The sequence below is a fragment of the Phocaeicola fibrisolvens genome (genome assembly GCF_025567125.1).
GTDB classification, from domain to species: Bacteria; Bacteroidota; Bacteroidia; order Bacteroidales; family Bacteroidaceae; genus Phocaeicola; species Phocaeicola fibrisolvens.
In genome coordinates this window covers 25489-41514 of the sequence record NZ_JAOQJI010000022.1, presented here as the reverse complement: position 1 = coordinate 41514, position 16026 = coordinate 25489, and the positions used below count along the sequence as shown (strand labels likewise).

General features: G+C 47.5%; 9 protein-coding genes. 2 read left to right on the top strand and 7 right to left on the bottom strand.

Translation table 11 applies throughout. From position 1 onward, the window contains the following. Positions 1-34: 34 nt before the first annotated feature. The 7 genes from serC to OCV81_RS10345 all read right to left on the bottom strand — a co-directional run bounded on the left by serC (position 35) and on the right by OCV81_RS10345 (position 11783). Positions 35-1105 carry a 3-phosphoserine/phosphohydroxythreonine transaminase gene (serC, locus tag OCV81_RS10375; RefSeq protein ID WP_148329947.1) on the bottom strand — a complete coding sequence of 357 codons (1071 nt, stop codon included), beginning with the start codon at positions 1103-1105 and terminating at the stop codon, positions 35-37. A gap of 252 nt (positions 1106-1357) precedes the next feature. Next, positions 1358-2674: a DEAD/DEAH box helicase gene (locus OCV81_RS10370; protein ID WP_148329946.1), complete on the bottom strand. Its 1317-nt coding sequence runs from the start codon at positions 2672-2674 to the stop codon at positions 1358-1360. 48 nt (positions 2675-2722) lie between these two features. Then, complete coding sequence (locus tag OCV81_RS10365) at positions 2723-7549, bottom strand: RecQ family ATP-dependent DNA helicase (protein ID WP_148329945.1); 4827 nt, start codon at positions 7547-7549, stop codon at positions 2723-2725. 296 nt (positions 7550-7845) lie between these two features. After that, positions 7846-8382: a hypothetical protein gene (locus tag OCV81_RS10360; RefSeq protein ID WP_148329944.1), complete on the bottom strand. Its 537-nt coding sequence runs from the start codon at positions 8380-8382 to the stop codon at positions 7846-7848. 34 nt (positions 8383-8416) lie between these two features. Further along, positions 8417-8959, bottom strand: a complete 543-nt coding sequence (locus tag OCV81_RS10355; RefSeq protein ID WP_148329943.1) for a hypothetical protein — start codon at positions 8957-8959, stop codon at positions 8417-8419. Between the two features lie 796 nt (positions 8960-9755). Continuing rightward, positions 9756-10694 carry a hypothetical protein gene (locus OCV81_RS10350; RefSeq protein WP_148329942.1) on the bottom strand — a complete coding sequence of 313 codons (939 nt, stop codon included), beginning with the start codon at positions 10692-10694 and terminating at the stop codon, positions 9756-9758. Positions 10695-11273: 579 nt separating this feature from the next. Then, a complete protein-coding gene (locus tag OCV81_RS10345) occupies positions 11274-11783 on the bottom strand; it encodes a very short patch repair endonuclease (RefSeq protein ID WP_148329941.1) in 510 nt (169 codons plus the stop codon). 413 nt (positions 11784-12196) lie between these two features. On the opposite strand from OCV81_RS10345, the gene OCV81_RS10340 reads away from it, so the two are divergent. Continuing rightward, positions 12197-13615: a Sau3AI family type II restriction endonuclease gene (locus OCV81_RS10340; protein WP_148329940.1), complete on the top strand. Its 1419-nt coding sequence runs from the start codon at positions 12197-12199 to the stop codon at positions 13613-13615. Further along, positions 13602-15335 carry a DNA (cytosine-5-)-methyltransferase gene (gene dcm / locus OCV81_RS10335; RefSeq protein ID WP_148329939.1) on the top strand — a complete coding sequence of 578 codons (1734 nt, stop codon included), beginning with the start codon at positions 13602-13604 and terminating at the stop codon, positions 15333-15335. Before OCV81_RS10340 ends, dcm begins: the two co-directional genes overlap by 14 nt. Positions 15336-16026 lie beyond the last annotated feature (691 nt).

The window sequence follows — 16026 nt, the reverse complement described above, 5'->3', positions numbered from 1 at the left end:
TCTCCCACGCCCTTATTCTCAGATATAACAACAATTAATGCATTTTCTCAAATTCCTGCATGCAGTCGATAAGCGCCTGCACACTTTCTACCGGCATGGCATTGTAGCAAGAAGCACGGAAACCACCTACCGAACGGTGACCCTTGATGCCCACCATACCTTTTTCGGTAGCGAACTTCAGGAAGTCGGCCTCCAGTTCCTTGTATTCATCCGCCATGACGAAACAGATGTTCATGTACGAACGGTCTTCCTTCACCGTCACCGTACCCCGGAACAGCTTGTTGCGGTCGATTTCCGCATACAGCATGTCGGCACGCTGTTTGGCACGGCGCTGCATTTCTTCCACACCGCCCTGTTCCTTCAGCCAGCGCAATGTCTGGAGAGCCGCATAAATAGGCACTACCGGCGGCGTGTTGAACATAGAACCCTTGTCCACATGCGTCTGATAGTTCAGCATGGTCGGGATATGACGGGACACCTTGCCCAGTGCCTCGTTCTTCACGATGACGAAAGTCACACCCGCAGGCGCCAGGTTCTTCTGCGCACCTCCGTAGATACAGATATACTTGGACACATCCACCGGACGGGAGAAGATATCCGACGACATATCAGCCACCATCGGCACGTTCACATCCAGGTCGGCATGCAGTTCCGTACCATAGATTGTATTGTTCGTCGTGATATGGAAATAATCCGCATCGGCCGGCACTTCGTAATTCTTCGGGATATACGTGTAGCCATCCTTTTCGGAAGAAGCCACCTCAATCGTCTCGCCGAAAGCCTTGGCTTCCTTCATGGCCTTCTTAGCCCATGTACCCGTGTTCAGGTAAGCCGCTTTCTTTTCCAGGAAATTATAGGGAACCATACAGAACTCCAAGCTTGCACCTCCACCCAGGAACAGTACCGAGTATCCTTCCGGAATATGCAGCAGTTCCTTGAACAGCGCAACCGCTTCATCCACCACCGGCTGGAAGTCTTTCGCGCGGTGACTGATTTCCATCAACGAAAGTCCTGAACCATTAAAATCAAGAATAGCCTGAGCTGTCTTTTCTATCACTTCGCGAGGCAAAATAGACGGTCCCGCATTAAAATTATGTTTCTTCATTGGAAGTTTGTTTTGGTTAAACAATCATTTTAGCTAACACTTGCGAATTTAGTGATTATTTTGAGACTTCCAAAAGAATTCGTGATAATTTTACACGCTTATCGGATTTTAACTTTCAAATTATGCAAGTAAAGGTCTTTTTGATAACATATTGACACGAGAATGGAAAGCCATGGCAGGGAGGACACTCGCGCGACATAGCAAAATGCGAAGCAGCCCTCACCGCCGGAGGGCTGATGTGACACAAAGTTATTATTTTGCCAGTTCTATCAAAGTTTTTATCCCCTTAATCTTTTCATTTTGTATGAGTTTTAACGTTTGTTTAGCCTTTTTCCGCGAAATAGCCGCAAACGCATAGTGATCTTTCACGTCTACACGACCCACGTCCTCCCGGCCCAGTCCGCCTTTTTTGGAGAGGAAACCCACGATGTCAATCTTGTTGATCTTGTCTTTCTTGCCTTTCCCTATATACAAGGTGACAAATTCCGGCAAGGCAGGCTGCGGTGTCTTTTCCGGCAAGGCGAACTCCTCGAGCGGCTGCGGCACATAGTCGGGGATACGTTCTTCGGCATGCAGAATGAGGAAGGCATTTCCGTCCGCCTCCCAGCGCGCCGTACGTCCGTTGCGATGGATGAACCCGTCCTCGGCCACCGGCAAGTGATAATGCACCACATTGCGGATGTCCGGAATATCCAGTCCCCGGGCCGCCAGGTCGGTCGACACGAAGATGTGGCAGCTCCCGTTGCGAAACTTATACAACGCCCGTTCGCGGTCGTCCTGCTCCATGCCGCCGTGGAACGTCTCGCAATACACCTTCATGGAGTGCAGGTACTTCCCTACCCGGTCCACACTCTCCCGGTGGTTGCAGAACACCAGCGTCGATTCGTTGCCCAACGTACACAGCAGCTTGTAGAGCGTCTCCAGCTTGTCCTTCTCCGGCGAGGTCACCCGGTAGAGCCTCAAGCGCTGCGATACCGTCTCCTCCGGATTCAGGAAGTCCAGCTTCTGCGTGCGGTTCATCCCCGTGAAGCGCGGAATCTCCTCCGCATCGGTGGCCGACAACAGGAAGCGGCGGCGCAACGACGGCAACTTGCCGATGACCTCGGCCATCTCGTCCTGGAAGCCGAACTCCAGGCATTTGTCAAACTCGTCGATGACCAGCGTACGCACCGTGCCGGCCTCGAAATTCTCCTTGTTCAGGTGGTCGTTCATACGTCCCGGCGTACCGATAATCACGGCCGGCGAGATGCCCTTCATGGTGCGGTGTTCCTCCATGGCCGGACGTCCGCCGTAGCAGCTCATCACCGGGAAGCCGGTTCCCATGGCCTTGAACACCTGCTCAATCTGCAGGGCCAGTTCGCGCGAAGGCACCAGCACCACGGCCTGCACGCCTTCCACTCCCTGCTTCAGCGAGCTCACCAGCGGCAACAGATAAGCCAGCGTCTTCCCGGAGCCGGTGGGCGAAAGCAGAATCAGGTCGCTGCCGTCTTTCCAGGCATCGATGGCGGCCTCCTGCATGGCGTTCAACTGGTCAATCTTCAGGTTGGATAGTATTGTTTGTATGTCCATAATTCTTGGGGTTTTGTGGGTTATAGAAGCAAAGGTAACGAAAATAAATCACAAGCACAACACCAGGTCGGGCAGCAGCACAGCCGTCTCCGCCTCCTCTTTCGGTGCATCCTTCGGTTTCCAGGCCACCACAAACCGCACCGAAGCCGACTTCACCTCGTACCCGCGCTCCTTCCATTCTGCCAGTTTCTTCTGCATGCTCTGCGACAAACGGGCCACGGGCCGCTGCTTCCCGTCATACAAGGTAGCGTCCCTGTAACCCAATGCGTCTCCTCCTTTCAGCGACAGCACTACCCGCTTGAGGTCCTTGAACTTGAAGAAATCCAGGAACACATCCTTGTGCGAGAGCTGCAACACAATCTCTTCCGGCATCGCGTACTCCCGCGGGTCCACCCGATACTCGTCCGCTTTCAAACCCGCAAAGAAATCCCCGTTCGTATGCACGAACAGCCGGTTCTTGGCCCGGGTGATGCCCACATAATAGCGGCGAAGCAGATGGTCATTCTTCAGGTAGCCATCCGCAACCAGCATGTACACGTCGTCAAACTCCCGGCCCTTGGCCTTGTGAATGGTCAACACCACCACATCCGCCCCCGACACGTCGCAAAAGTCCTCCACCGACGATTCAAACACGAACTCCTTGAAATCCGTCACATACTTCGTCCGGTTGATTTGCTCAAACACCTCCACACAACGCTTCACGTAGGCCAGGCTCGAACTTCCGTCGTAAGCCTCAAAAGTGGCACGCTTCGCCTCCTCCCACAAGTCATCCGGAATCAGCGGCGTGCTGACCCGCTTAGTGATGTACTTCAGGAAATACCGCATCTCGGCCAGGTTCCAGAACAGCAAACCCTCCATCGACTGAATCAGCTTGCTACGCACCCCCCGTTTCCGCAACAGCGCCACCACAATCACCGCCTCCTCGTTGGTCTGGGTCAGCACACAGGTCGTTCCTTCCCCCCGGTTCCGACACAGTTCCTCCACCAACGGCTGATACATACAAGCCGACGAATGGCGGGTCACTGTCACCCACCCGTCTTCCTTCCGCATGGAAACAATGGGCGAAGTCTTCATCCTCCGGCCAATCCCCTTCACAAACTCATTGGCAAAAGCCACCACATGCCGGCTGCTCCGGTAGTTCTCGGTCATCTCCACAAAGCGGCTTCCCTGCTCCTGCATCAACCGGAACATGTACCCGGCATCCGATCCGCGGAAGTCATAAATATTCTGGTCGTCATCGCCCACCGCTATCACCCGCATCTCCTCGTTGTGGTGCATCAACGCCCGCACCAGCGCATGTTCTTCGGCTCCCATGTCCTGCGCCTCGTCAATCACCAGCACCGTCTTGCCGATGCGGTTAGGCTCCACCTCTCCCTGCTCAATCATTTCCGCCGCCTTCCCGACCACGTTCTTCACTTCCTCCAGGTTGCCTATCAGTCCCAGCAAGTCAAAGCAATAAGCATGGAAAGTCTTGATTTCCACGTAGTGCGCCGCGTTGCCAATCAGTTCCATCAGCCGCTGCTTGAATTCCGTGGCAGCCGCCCGGGAGAAAGTCAGCATCAGCAACTGCTCGTGCTTCACATCCTCCAGCAGCAACAGCGAAGCCAGCTTGTGCACCAGTACCCGGGTCTTCCCGCTTCCCGGCCCTGCCGCCACCACGATGCAGCGCGACTCCTTGTCCGAAATAATCTCCATCTGCCGCTTGGACAGCTGGCCGAACAACTGCTTGTATTTCTCCGGCGTCAGGTTGCGCTGAATCTCGTTCACCCGCTCCCCCTTGAAATACTTGGCAATAAATTTCTTGTAATCCATCTGGAAATAATCCTGCACATACTGCAACGCCGCCTGATAATCCCTCACCATCAGGTTGGCATATTCCCCCACGATGTGTACCTGCTGGATTTTCTGCTTGTAGAATTCGTTCAGCATCCGGTAGTCATCCTGCTTGTAGCGCGACTTATTGTCCTTGATACGCCGGATGTCCATGGCATTGTAAAGCACCAGGAAGCCCCCTTCCAACTTGAGTGCCCCGATTTTCGACAGATACAGAAGCGACTCTTCCACATCCTCCAGCTGCAACTCTTCCCCCGGATGAAAAAGAGACTGGGAACCCGTCTTCAACTGGTTCAGCAACTCCACCACCGAGAACTGTACGGCCGCCTTCTCGGTCCCAGCATCCTGCACTTCCCCCTCCTTTGCCAGCTTGTACAGCCATCCCACGGCAAACCGGCTAATCTCAATCCGCTTTTCCACACGCCGAAGAATCGATTCCATATCTGCCCGCCGGCTAAGCTCCATGTGGTGTTCCGCATCTTCCTTCTTGCGGATATACCCCTTGATGGTCAGGAAATAAAGCAACGTCCGAATGTCCTTCTCCTTCGATGTGTCGATGCCCTCATGCACCGCATTGTCATTCAGCTGCTTGCACGAGATACGCAGAGCCTCATCCGGAATGTGGCTGAGGATATACCGTTCCAACCTGGCAAAACGCTCCAGAAACATCCGGGCCCTCCGTTCCGAATCACCGGCATCCATCAGATAAGCCGATATATCCTTGCTGTCGGCCAGGATACCCTCCTGCCGCATCCGTTCCACCACTGACACCACCTCTTTCTTGGTCAGCCCCAGAATGTCGGCCAGGTAATCAATCCGCGATTCCGCTCCCGAATCCTGCGCCTTGGCAATGTACTTCTGCGAAATCAGGGAAGTAATGATTCTCACCGCCTTCTCTATCTCATCCTGCCCAAACAAGACCGATGCCGTGATGCGCTGCCGGGCCTCGTCCATGTTCTTCACCGTAATGCCGGTGGCATACACATGCGGCACATTGTTCCCCCGCTCCAGGTAACCACTCTGCTCCAGTGCCGACAAAGCCGTCCGCACCCGCGTTTCGATGTCCGACACCGAGTCATCCCATCCGGCGTTCCGGGCAATCTCCAGCGCCGAACAGCACACCCGCATACGCTTTCTCGTCATGTCCTTCACCGCCTTCCACACCTGCTGGATTTCGCTGATGCTCAGTTTCGTCTGATTCAGCAGAATGAAATGCTTGTCCAGGTCGTTGTCACTGTAAAGCACATAACACCGCGCATTGAGATGCGGGTCACGTCCCGCCCGACCTGCCTCCTGCACATAATTCTCCAGCGAATCGGAAATATCATAATGCACCACCAGTCCCACGTCCTTCTTGTCCACCCCCATTCCGAAGGCCGACGTCGCCACGATGATGCGCACCTGGTCGCTCATGAACGCATCCTGGTTGGCAATCTTCTCGTCCGAATCCATCTTCCCGTTGAAAGGCAATGCCTTGTACCCGTCGCGCGTCAGCTTCGAAGCCAGCTCCTTGGTGCGCCGGGTACGCGACACATACACAATGGTCGGGCACGTGGATTCCGCCACCAGCTCCCTCAGTTTAGCATACTTATCGTCGTCCGTCTCGGCATGAATCACCGAATAGCGCAGGTTCGTGCGCGAAGCCGTAGAAGCAAACAGCTCCAGGTCCAGGTTCAACGTCCGCTTGAAATAATCACAGATATCCTGCACCACCTTCTGCTTGGCCGTCGCCGTGAAGCAGGAAACCGGTATCGGCGTCCGGCAACCCTTCTTTTGCTGGTACTCCTGAATGAACTTGCCGATATACAGGTAATCCACCCGGAAATCCTGTCCCCAGGAAGAGAAACAATGCGCCTCATCGATGACAAACCGCACCACATTCCGCACCATCAGAATCCGTTCGATGGTCTTTGAGCGCAGCATCTCGGGAGCGATATACAGCAGCGAAGCATCCCCTTCCTGCACCCGCTGGATGGAAAGCGCCCTCGTGATGGGGTCCAGCAGTCCGTTGATGGTCACCGCATCCGTAATCCCCCTGTCGGCCAGGTTGTCCACCTGGTCTTTCATGAGCGACTGCAAGGGCGAAATCACCACCGTCAGTCCGTGCACCGCCCGCGCCTCCATCAGCGCCGGCAACTGGAAGGTCAGTGATTTTCCACCCCCTGTCGGAAAGATGGCCAGCAAGGACCTCCCTTCTATCGCCGCCCGGGCCGCCCGTTCCTGCAACGGTTCGCCCCCGTACGTACGGAACTGGTCATATCCGAAAAACAGTTTCAGGCCACGCAGCACATCCAGCTGGCTGCGGCAATACGCACATCCCTCCGCACAACGGGTATGCCGCAGGAGCTTCATCACATATTCCACTTCCGGATAATTGCGAAGCACCCATCCGGGCGTCACGGAACGATGGTCGGTGGTGTCAATCAATGCCAGCGCATAAGCCAGCTCACAAGGATACTGCCGGACCAGCATGTCCACATCGGCATGCGCACAGATTTTCCCGTCATAAAGGCGGCGTATCAGTCCCACCAGTCCCCAGCTCACCTTTTCGGCTTTTACCAGGCTAAGAAACCCGTCGAACTCTTCCTTGCCCTTCAGCAACGAGGCAAACACCTTCCGTTTCTCTTCGGGCAACGAACTCCACCGGGCCATCTCATCCAAGAGCAGGTCGCGCGCCTTCTCGCAGTCGTTCACCGGGTTGTTCATCTGGTCGCACACCAGCTTGTCGTCCTTCACCAGCCGGTGGTAAGGACGCTCCGGAAACAGCAGCGGCGAGACATACAACGTATCCACCAGTGTCCAGCGACAAGCCTTGTCGGGAAACAAATATTTCGCATCATGATGAATGATATTGTGTCCGCAGAGATAATCCGTATCGCGCAGGAAATCAAGCAACTCCTCCTTCGATGCCTTATGAAAAGTGGCACCGTCCTGCCGAAGAGCCCCTATATCATGAATTTTATGGTCTTTCAATCCTACCTCTACGTCCACAATGGCATAACGCGAGGTCTTGTTTTTCGTGAATATATCCCAGATTGCCATAGATTGTGCTTCTCATCATTTACACCCTTTCATTCTCCCTACCTTGTAAAAGGTCCTTTCCATAGTACAGCTTCTGTCTGTCCTCTCAAGCTTTTAAATACGAGAATAAAACATTTTTTACAAATGTATAAATAAATGTCACAAAATCTATCAAAATCAGGCCTTCTTTTTGTCACATGATCATCTCCCTTCCATCCTAATAACCGAACAGCTCCTCCCAATCCCTTTATCAGAACCATCTCCCCACAGCAGCATCCCTCTCCTCCCTGAAGTATGGTTCAGGATGCAACAGCGCGCTACAGTTCTGATCCACAAGTGTGTGCTCTCACCTCTTCCAGGAGCTTCTCTATATTGTCTACCGGACGAAAAGGTACGATAAAATCAAGATGGGTATCCATTATGGCATACACACATTCCTCCTCATTGTCTTCTCCCCCAAATCCGTCTGAATCCGCAAAGTATCTTCCCTCCGGATACAACATCCATGAAATGGCACATACCCCCTTTTCAAAGCCACCGTATCGGTTCACTCCCCCATACTTCAGGACCTTATCTTTGGCGTTGCGATACCCATGAGGGCACTTCTTCGCTATCAGGTCCAAGTCAATCTCCCTGTCGTCCACCAGCATGGTTCCCCCTTCCGTTGACAATTTCCGGATTTTGCAAGTGTGGGTGTTGGCTACAAACAACTCATAATTTCGCCATTCTTTTCCCCAGAACATAGCCATACCTTCCCCTAAATAGCAGCCTTCCCTTCCTTCCAACTCGGGAAATCCTGATACACACACTTTTTTAGTATCGACCAGGGTAAACTTTATTTCATTCTGTCCCATATCTCATTCCCTTATGATTATACAACTAAAGTAACTATCGGATTTTTCCGTATCCATGGCAAACGCCACACTTTCCGCTCCCCTTACACACCGGACACTTCATGAATCCTCCTTCTTCAGCGTACTCTCCATCATACGGTACAACCTTCACCCCGTTACAATACGTACAGTCGCCGGTTCCACCACAAGAGCGGCACTCATTCCCGCTTCCACTATCGTAAGATCCGCGACCGGAACCATTACCCGACGAACTGCCGTACTGAATACTTGTGTCATCATATCCGCCTCCACCCGTCATTTGGTCCACCTGCCGCAAAGTCTGACGCAATTGAGCAGCTCGCTGTGGAGTCACCTTGCCAGTCTGCCGACATTCGTTACAGGGGTGCGACTCACCATAAAATGAGAAAATCCCAGTACCCGAACACATGGGACAATCCACCATGTCCTGGGCCCCATTCCCGTATGCAGGCTCTGACATGCTACCGCCGGAATGCATACGCTCCAGTGCCTTGAAGAAATTCTTGTATGTATCCTCATCGACTTTCTTTTCTCCCTTACAGACAATGCATTCCCGCATAATTCCTTCTACAAGGATTTCTCCTTCTCCTTGACAGAGAGGACAGGTCCTTTTATTGTCACAAGACGCAAGACTTAAAGACGCCCATAATAAAATAAAAATGATTCTCCACATAAAATGTATTTTTGAGATTATATATTCTAATTTTCTGATGACTACAACTAGAATCTCAGCATGTTTTTCACACGTCTTATCCTATGCACATCGGTACAAGCCAAGTGTCCAATCACTTGGATGATACAGGTTCAAAGAACAAGCCACAGGTATTTTCCATTTGAGACCCTCTGATGAGCACACATCTGGGGGACACCCCTACATTCAAATAATTAACTTCGGAGAGGGCTATAGAGATAAATCCATAGCATAGAGGCTTCATCCTGCCTCGCTGGGAATATGCATTAGACAATGCATCCATTTTTATACCATAATGATTTTATGGCTACTGACATACGTGTCCAGGCCTATGCCTTCCTATGTCTTTGGATTATGATTATTTGTCTCTAAATCTGACATGTGACCGACTCAGAGGCCGATTCCATAATCTTTCTGTAAAAGTAGAAAAAATCCATCTAATCATCAATGAAACTTAAAAAATTCTTTCCATCTAAAAGAGTCTGTACCTTTTTTCTGATGATTCTTTAAAACTGCAAAGGGAAAATAAGAGAGTAAGAAGATGTGTGACAAGACATTTATTCCTATTTTAATAGAAAAAAGGCAGATCACGCTTGAACTGCCTCTTTTCCTTGAATCCACAAAGTACAATCAATACCACTGCGGATAAAACTACTATAAGATCTTAGTAAGGAAATGTTCCAAACAAGCCATAATCAGCAGACATATCCTCTTCCACAATACATTCACTCGTATCGAAACCATTATAATATTTGCCACTACGGCTAATATGTCCACCTTTTATCACCCCATAGCCATTTCCCCAAAATTGAAGCTTTATTTCTATTCTCACTTGGTCAAAATAATAGCTTTGATCATTGATGGCTTCAGAAGTTTGAATCACTATTTTACCCATATCTTTACCTATATGCTCAAAAGATACTTTACCTACATTTTTACTTCCTTGGGTTTGTCCTGCCTCAATATCATAATAAAGCAATTCCGATTCACGGCCTCTGAAAAGAGGATGCTCCATAAAAGTACACCAACCATTGTTTATTGAAAACTTATACCCTCCGAACGAAAAATAAGTCTTTGTCGAAAAAGACTTTGCGTAATCCGAATCATCATTGCTGTCAATTCTGTTCACATTGACTAGAACCAGTGGTGCTTGCGAGCCTATGGAATCCAAAGTCATTTTATCATCAATAAGAGTCACCTTGAAATTGGTAGAATAATCAGAAAGACTACCCTGAGTCATCAGAATCTCATGTCTAAGCGAGTTGACCACATAAGACCCGTAGGAAAGAAGTTTCATCACCCGAGTATGATTTTGTGCGTTTTCCGTAACCCTTGTATTGATATAAGTTCCACTTGGCGTATCAATGGAAACCAAACGTGACTGGGTTTCCGCATCCGATTCGACAGCGGTTGAGAACTGCCAATAATCGGTTACTGTATCTGATACTGCCACCTTCCAGCAACCTACCACCTGTGATACTTGCAACCCGGACTCTTCTTCTTTTGACGATTCATCATCCGATGTACAGGATGTATACACAAATCCAAACGATAAGGCAATTAATGTAGTAAATAACAGCCGTTCAAATGAAAATCTTTTCATACTCTATCTTTTTTACAATAAATTGAAATCTTAATTACGTTTCGTTGTAACTTGCAACAGAAACGTTTTTAGTAGTATATGCAAATATAGCAAATTGTATAGATACATTTTTCTTACACTTCCTACTAAAATGTGGCATAAACCATCTTCCATTACTAAATTAGTAAGCAATATGCAATATTCAATGCACTCAAAATCTCATCCAGCATAAAGTCGATAAAATGGCCACTATCAGCAATTCCTGAACTTTCAATAATGGCATCATAATAAGCCTGACATAGGCCATGTTCTCTACAGGAAAATGTTCAAACATAGCCCCACTTTTTTCCTCACATACAAATCATAAAAGATTGCTTTCGAATGCCCCCTTTTTTCACATCTTGACGATGAGTTTCCGCTCTGCTCTTGTTCTGATTTTAAACTATTCGAGAAATTCGAATAGTTCGTTCTTTATGTAAATCAACAGCTTATCTTATTAATTGCAACAGATTCTGGATGTTCCTTCATACAAGATTCTACATCGAAACCTATTATCTCTTTCAAACTGATAAACAGAACTCTTATTCTTGAAAGACAATCTCAACCATTCGTATATTCCATCTCAGGTTCAGCAGCCATCAGCGTATCCTCATCTTCCGATGTGTTATAAGTTTTGATTTTGCGGTCTTCCAGAAAAATATGATTTAATGTAAAAGCCAATGATTCAAGTGTCTGCGCACAAACCTTCGGTTTTAATTGACACTCCCATATGGTTATGCAATGCCATCCAATTGCAGCAAGTTGACGCTGTTCCTCCACATCACGTTTCTTGTTCCGTTCCACTTTCTTCCGCCAGAAATCCACATTCGTTTTAGGTAGGCGATAATATTTGCAATTATCATGTCCATGCCAGAAGCAGCCGTTGACAAAAATGACCGTACGATACTTACGAAGCACAATATCCGGATGTCCAGGCAGACGCGGATGGTTCAGCCGGTAACGGAAACCCCGTCCAAACAAGAACTTACGCACCACTATCTCAGGTTTCGTGTTCTTGCCACGTATCGCCGACATGCAACGGTGCCGTTGTTCCTTCGTCAGTTTGTCCATACGCCAATCTTGTCTTCAAATTAAAACGTCGTAGCCATACTATCTAAATTCAGGATAAAGATACAGAGATTTAGCATACAAAGAATCGATTTCTTAAAAATTTATACTCCTAAACTAATCTGCCACAGGTTCTAGCGTATAAACAATGCTATATTTATCTAACATTACCAGACAAAACCGTCTGATCAAATTCAGAATTCTTCAGAAACAAACTTAAGAAATTCCTCTTTTATTTGCCCCCATTTTATTTATTTTGCACACCAATATGAAGACGGAAGATATTAATTGAATTTTAATTAAGAACGAATCAGAGCCTTAAACAGTTGATAAAGAGGCTGAAGCAAAAAACAATTAAAATAATATTCTCCATACATGAAAGTATTCGGAGAAATATATCAAATAAAAGACCCAAAATGGACCAAACAAATAAAATAGCAAACCCTATAAATAACTTATCATACGACAAGACTTCCGCCATCAGTATATTTGAATACAGCAAAGGATTGCTAGGCAGAAGTTTGCGCGAATTCATCAAAGAGAACTATTCACCAAAGAAAGGAAAAGGCAGCATCGGCCAGATGGTGGAGAACCTTTATTTTCTTCTGGAAACCAACAATAATCCGGAAGCAGATTTCTCGTCTGCCGGTATGGAATTAAAATGTACTCCCCTCAAATTGGGTAAAAACGACACTTACCTCATCAAGGAACGCTTGGTGTGTAATATGATAAATTACTGCGAGGTCGTTAAGGAAGATTTTGAACAATCACACTTTTATCTGAAGTGTCAGTTGATGTTGCTGCTCTTTTATTTATACAAGAAAAATTGTGACAACCTCAATCTGAAATTTATTTTCTCCGTTCTTTGGAAGCTTCCTGAGAAAGACTTGCTTATCATCAAGCATGACTACGAGACCATACTGGAAAAAATCAAATGTGGCAAAGCCCATTTACTGTCAGAAGGAGACACTATGTACCTCGGTGCATGCCGGAAAGGCCAAAAAGGCGACAGCCTGATGAAACAGCCTTTTTCAGAAGAAGGAGCACCCCGCAGGGCTTTCAGCTTGAAGATGTCTTATATGCGGACTATCCTGCAATATGTAACGGATAGCGGTAAAAAGGCGGTTTCCAATTTCAAGTTTCCTGCCGGACAAATTGTTTCAGAAAGGGAACTTGACAAACATAATTTTGAAGAAATCATATTAAACCGGTTCAAACCTTACCTTGGCAAAAACTACCAGGTAATCGCCAAAGGAAAAAAGATAGACATTTCCAATAATCCCAAAAACAAATTTGCGATAATAGCCAATGCTATCGCCGCAACCGGGAAATGTGCCAATGTCAACCGTTCCGAAGAGTTCATGAAGGCCGGATTAACAATGAAAACAATACGTGTCCAACATAACGGGAATATAAAGGAAGCGATGTCTTTTGAAAACATTGACTACATAGAAGTCGCGGAATGTGACAACTGGTATGAATCCCGGCTGTATGAATTGTTTTCAAGCCGTTTCATGTTTGTAATATTTAAAGAACAGACAGCTAATAAAGGAGATTATATACTAGACAATGTATTCTTCTGGACAATGCCTCCAGAGGACCTGGAATGGGCAGAGACATATTGGATGCACATAAAAAAGAACATATTGGAAGACCATATTTCTGAGGAATATTGGTGGAAAGGACAGGACAAGAAAAAATTCCATGTACGTCCAAAAGCTCAAAGATCAACAGATTTAGCTCCAACTCCCAGCGGAAAGTGGGCTAAAAAGTTCTGTTACTGGTTTAATAATGATTACGTAAAACAAATAGTAAACAACAATGGCTCAAAATAATCATATAATTCGTGTAGTAGAACTATTCGCTGGTGTAGGTGGATTCCGTATCGGCCTGGAAGGAGCGTCCGACGCTTACGAAACAATCTGGAACAACCAATGGGAACCTTCTACCAAACATCAAGATGCCTCTTTAGTATATCAGGCCCGGTTTGGGAAAAAAGGACATTCAAACCAGGACATTAATCTTGTAAAAACAGCTGAAATTCCAGACCATGACCTGCTGGTCGGTGGATTTCCTTGTCAAGACTACTCTGTGGCTGCTTCACTCAGCCGCTCGGGAGGTATTGAAGGTAAAAAGGGAGTGCTATGGTGGCAAATCTACCGCATCTTGCAAGAAAAGGGCGATGCAAAACCCAATTATATATTTTTTGAGAACGTTGACCGCCTATTGAACTCTCCAGCCTCCCAGCGTGGACGCGACTTTGCCATTATTCTAGCCTCATTAGCCGACTTAGGCTATATTGTAGAATGGCGAGTCATAAATGCCGCCGACTACGGGATGCCACAAAGAAGAAGAAGAACCTACATTGTAGGCTATCTTGAGAATTCTCCAATAGCCAACCGCATCCAAAAAATGAAAGACTGGGTTCTGTACGACGGAGTAATGGCACAGGCTTTCCCATTTGAACAAAAGTCGGGAATCTCGGATTTTGAAATAGAAGGTTCCATAAAAGAAGTTTCAGATAACTTCAACAAAGAAGGAAAGGCAAGCCCGTTTGGAAACGCAGGCATGATGGCGCATCGTCAGGTTTTTTCTGTGGATGCCTCACCTGTTTATACAGGAACGAACCAAACCCTAGGTGATATTCTTGTGAACGAAAGCTTTATTCCAGAGGATTTCTTCATTTCTGAAAAAGATTTGCCTAGATGGATTTATGAGAAAGGAGCAAAAAAAATAGACCGTGTTTCTAAAGAAGGATTTAAATATACTTTCTCAGAGGGTGGAATGGCTTTTCCTGACCCACTTGACAAACCTTCAAGAACCATGATAACAGGAGAGGGCGGAAACGCTCCTTCACGTTTCAAACATGTGGTGCTGACCCCCTCCGGAAGATACCGCCGACTGATTCCCATAGAATTAGAACGGCTCAACATGTTTCCGGACAATCACACTTATCATCCGGAAGTATCAGACGGACGCAGGGCCTTCCTCATGGGAAATGCATTGGTTTGCGGAATCGTCGAACTGATTGGGAAGAGTTTATACCGTTTCATGTATGATGAAGCACCTGTATCCTCACGACCGATACATACTTTACGCGAATCACGCCCGACATTGGATTTAGACCTGTTTGCTTCTGAGAAAGAACAGTTGATATTCAACAAGCCCAAGAAGAATTATGTACTCGACAAAAACAAACGCTTGTTGATAGGATTTGTCAAGGAAGATAATCAAGATTATTTCTTGAATGAAGAACCGACTAAAATATATTATACCGGCAAGACGAAATCATTCCCTTCTACCATTGCATTGAACAAGTTGTACTATTTCATGCCTTACATAAAAGGGAAAGGGGTGAAAGACTTGTATCTGATTCGCATTGCAAGAATTGGAACCAAAGCAGAAATCCACCCTGAAAGCAACGACAAAGATCCAAGACTAGTCTTCGAACTGGAATTTTTAGAAAGTCTACCCGACTATCATCCTATTCGCCTAAACATTAATCACACATATACGGATACATTCCTTGGCCGGATTATCGACAAGGATAACTGATTCAAACAAAAAATTCAATCCTCATCTGCATATCAGAAAGCATGCCGATGAGGATTTTTTATGTACCCAGCAATATTTCCATAGAAAATCTTCGTCATATCTTTCCCCATCCACCAAGATGCCACTCCTACCAAAATGTCACCTCCCCCACTCCCTCTCCCAAACCACTTTATTTTCTCGCCCCGCCGCCCATCCACTCAAAATCCACAAGCAGAACCGCTTATCAAATACCAAAAAGAAACACAATCACACAAACACCCACACTAAAAGCAAGCAAAAAAGCAATTCCAACACCACCGCTCACAAAAGTACAAAGCAACCCCCTCAAAAAGGCAATCCAAAACAATCCATCAAACTCCACCAACTAGAAAATACACCCACCCAAACAGCCATCCAAATCCAACAAACAACCTCCCTAATCCCTCTCAAAACCCATACACCCCAAAACGCAAGGACGTTCCCCCTCAAACGCAAGTGCATTTCACCCCAAACGCCGAAGAGTTCGCTCCCAAACGCTTCGGCGTTTCATCTAAAACACAAGGACGTTTGACCACAAACGCAAGCCCGTTTTCTGCCCCAAAATCTCCCGATAATTCCCCATCCTGCCTCCAAAAACGCCCCAAAATCCCTAAGAACGAGAAGCCCCTGCCTCCAAATTCCCCCAAACCTCTCCATTTCGCACCCCAGCTAC

What these genes read in the sequence shown, in the direction of transcription:
- OCV81_RS10360 (WP_148329944.1), bottom strand. Translation starts at nt 8,382, where the DNA reads ATGGGACAGAATGAAATAAAGTTTACCCTGGTCGATACTAAAAAAGTG.
- OCV81_RS10370 (WP_148329946.1), bottom strand. Translation starts at nt 2,674, where the DNA reads ATGGACATACAAACAATACTATCCAACCTGAAGATTGACCAGTTGAAC.
- OCV81_RS10340 (WP_148329940.1), top strand. Translation starts at nt 12,197, where the DNA reads ATGGACCAAACAAATAAAATAGCAAACCCTATAAATAACTTATCATAC.
- OCV81_RS10355 (WP_148329943.1), bottom strand. Translation starts at nt 8,959, where the DNA reads ATGCGGGAATGCATTGTCTGTAAGGGAGAAAAGAAAGTCGATGAGGAT.
- OCV81_RS10345 (WP_148329941.1), bottom strand. Translation starts at nt 11,783, where the DNA reads ATGGACAAACTGACGAAGGAACAACGGCACCGTTGCATGTCGGCGATA.
- dcm (WP_148329939.1), top strand. Translation starts at nt 13,602, where the DNA reads ATGGCTCAAAATAATCATATAATTCGTGTAGTAGAACTATTCGCTGGT.
- OCV81_RS10365 (WP_148329945.1), bottom strand. Translation starts at nt 7,549, where the DNA reads ATGGCAATCTGGGATATATTCACGAAAAACAAGACCTCGCGTTATGCC.
- serC (WP_148329947.1), bottom strand. Translation starts at nt 1,105, where the DNA reads ATGAAGAAACATAATTTTAATGCGGGACCGTCTATTTTGCCTCGCGAA.
- OCV81_RS10350 (WP_148329942.1), bottom strand. Translation starts at nt 10,694, where the DNA reads ATGAAAAGATTTTCATTTGAACGGCTGTTATTTACTACATTAATTGCC.